We start from the raw sequence: 2,653 nt of genomic DNA on the forward strand, positions 1-2,653 counted from the left end.
ATCTCCGCCAGCTATGTGTGTCATTACATTACTTGCCGTACCACCTGGGCAACATCCGACTAAAATCACTCCCAAAGCTATATCGCTTGGCAAATTCAACATTATACACAATCCCCATGCTATTAATGGCATAAATATAAACTGTGCTATAACACCTATTATTATTTCTTTTGGCTTAACAATTATAGATTTCATACTAAAAAAATCAATTGTAGTACCCATGCCAAACATTGCCACACCTAAGAAAATTGCAGTATATTTTGTCATCCACGCAAATCCTGATGGGTAGAAAAATGCTATCGTAGATAAAATCACTATTATGAAGATAATTTTATTCACGACAAAATTTGAAAATTTATTAAATTTTGCCATTTTACACCTCGTAAGTGAAATTATCTATTAATCTTGCACTTCCCATATCAACTGCAAGAGCAACTAAAACATCTCCTTCTACTGTTTCTACAGGTTGTAAAAATTCAGAATCCACAACTTGTATATAGTCTATTTTTGCATAAGGCACTTCATTTATAATTTCTGTCATGGCAGATATTATATCTTTTGAAGCAACTCCCTTTCCTATTATTTCCTTTGCCTTTTGTATTGACTTATAAAGACATAGTGCGTCTTTTCTCTCTTGTTCATTTAAATATTTATTTCTTGAAGACATTGCCAAACCGTCAGCTTCTCTAACTATTGGACATCCTATAAGTTCTATATCAAAATTTAAATCCTTGACCATTTTTCTCAAAACAGCTAGTTGTTGAGCATCTTTTTGTCCGAAATATCCTCTGTCAGCTTTACTTATGTTAAATAGTTTAGACACTACTGTACAAACTCCTTGGAAATGTATCGGTCTAGACATCCCACACAATTGATTTGTAAGTTCTTCAACTTTTACATAAGTTTTTAAGTTGTCATACATATCATCAACATCAGGAGTAAAAACTAAATCAACTCCTTGTGCCTCACACTTGCTAAGGTCACTTTCCAAATCTTTTGGATAACTGTCTAAATCTTCATTAGGACCAAATTGAGTTGGGTTTAAAAATATAGACACCATTACAAAATCATTGTCTTCTCCGGCTCTTTTAATTAAACTCATATGCCCATCATGTAAAAATCCCATTGTTGGAACTAATCCTATTTTCTTCCCTTGTAATTTTACGGGATTTACAATCTCTCTTACTTCTGCTACTGTTTTTACTACTTTCATATTTTCTCCTCTAAAGTTTATTAGAGACAGCACGGCATTCAACCCATAAAATAAAAAAATGACTTCTACTCAAATATTAATTCATCGCATGAAAAAATAAATGACAAAGTCATGGATTTACAATATTTAAAGTCTTATTAAAAATATAAGCTTGATTGTTCAGTTTTATAAGTTTGTGTCATGAGTATAGTTTAAAAAATACCATCTCTAAGTAATAGAATAACAATAAATTTTATATTTGCAAGAATAATTAATACTTTTTACAAATTTATTCTCTATCTAATAAAACAGTCTGCTATTTTAAAAAGAGTAGTTTAATAAAAAAAATAAAATTATGGTTAATTGTAAAATAAAATTATTTCTACCACTGCAATTATTCTTATATATTTTTTACTCTTTTCAATCCCATACTTTTGTTTCATCTCGAAAGTACACACAGGATAAAACAATAAGAATATTCCTATTGAAGCAAATATCAAACAATTTAAAAATGAACTTCTAATTGTAAAATCATTTAGTAAATTAAATAGTATTACCATAATCACCCAGTAAAATATTAATTTTTTAAATGTTATGTTTCCCATTATTTTATTTAACATTAACTTCTTAATCTTTAATCCCCTAGTCTGTCTAAAACTTTTAACTCAAAATACTATAGAATTTTTCTAACACGCTCAGCATTTTTCCATCTATGTACTTATTGCATTTTACAATTAACTCATCAGGAATTCCAAAAAAAGCCTCTGCAATACTGCCGCTTATAGCTGCTACTGTGTCTGTATCCCCACCCAATGACACAGCATTTCTAATAGTATCTTCAAAATCAATCCCCTCTAGAAAAGAAATTATTGCTTCAGGAACTGTCTTTTGGCAAATTTCATACATATGGTAAGTTGGCCTTATCTCATCTATTTTCCTATTCAAATCATATTCAAATTCACTTTTGATATAAGCTTGGATTTCTTCTTTAATAGCTCCATTCCTAGCTAGATAAATTGCAGAAGCTATTGCCTCAGCTCCCTTTATTCCCTCCGGATGATTATGTGTTACTGCCGCTGTAGCCTTAGCTACTTCTCTAGTTCTCTCAAGTGAATCATATAACCAACCAACAGAAGAAACTCTCATTGCCGAACCATTTCCAAAACTGTTATATGGCTTAGGATCAATTTCAAATATCCATTCTCTAAAAGACAGTCCATAACTTTTATTTGGATACTCTCTACCCCAAGTTTGCATGGACTTTGCAACTTCAATTTCTACATCTTTCAAGTCAGTATCTTTTTTCAAATTCATTAAAGCTTCTCCAACCGCCAAAGTCATTACCGTATCATCAGTGAATTTAGACTCTCTATTAAACAAAACAAAATCTTTTGACTTTTCTCCTCTATCAAATTCATAAGGAGAACCTATTATATCTCCCAAAATTGCACCATACATAAA

4 protein-coding genes are annotated in these 2,653 nt (G+C 30.8%); all 4 read right to left on the reverse strand.

Annotated features, from left to right (window positions below; translation table 11 throughout):
* On the reverse strand, nucleotides 1-372 hold a 372-nt coding region (locus SOR77_RS02790), incomplete at its 3' end, for a bile acid:sodium symporter family protein (RefSeq protein ID WP_414153381.1).
* Nucleotide 373: 1 nt separating this feature from the next.
* Nucleotides 374-1,213: a pantoate--beta-alanine ligase gene (gene panC / locus SOR77_RS02795; RefSeq protein WP_320635673.1), complete on the reverse strand. Its 840-nt coding sequence runs from the start codon at nucleotides 1,211-1,213 to the stop codon at nucleotides 374-376.
* A 338-nt stretch (nucleotides 1,214-1,551) separates the two neighbouring features.
* On the reverse strand, nucleotides 1,552-1,812 hold the full coding sequence (locus SOR77_RS02800; RefSeq protein WP_320635674.1) for a hypothetical protein: 261 nt from the start codon (nucleotides 1,810-1,812) through the stop codon (nucleotides 1,552-1,554).
* A 40-nt stretch (nucleotides 1,813-1,852) separates the two neighbouring features.
* A partial coding sequence (locus tag SOR77_RS02805) for an ADP-ribosylglycohydrolase family protein (RefSeq protein ID WP_320635675.1) occupies nucleotides 1,853-2,653 on the reverse strand: 801 nt, incomplete at its 5' end.

This window comes from Peptoniphilus sp., from assembly GCF_034090345.1.
Taxonomy (GTDB): domain Bacteria; phylum Bacillota; class Clostridia; order Tissierellales; family Peptoniphilaceae; genus Peptoniphilus.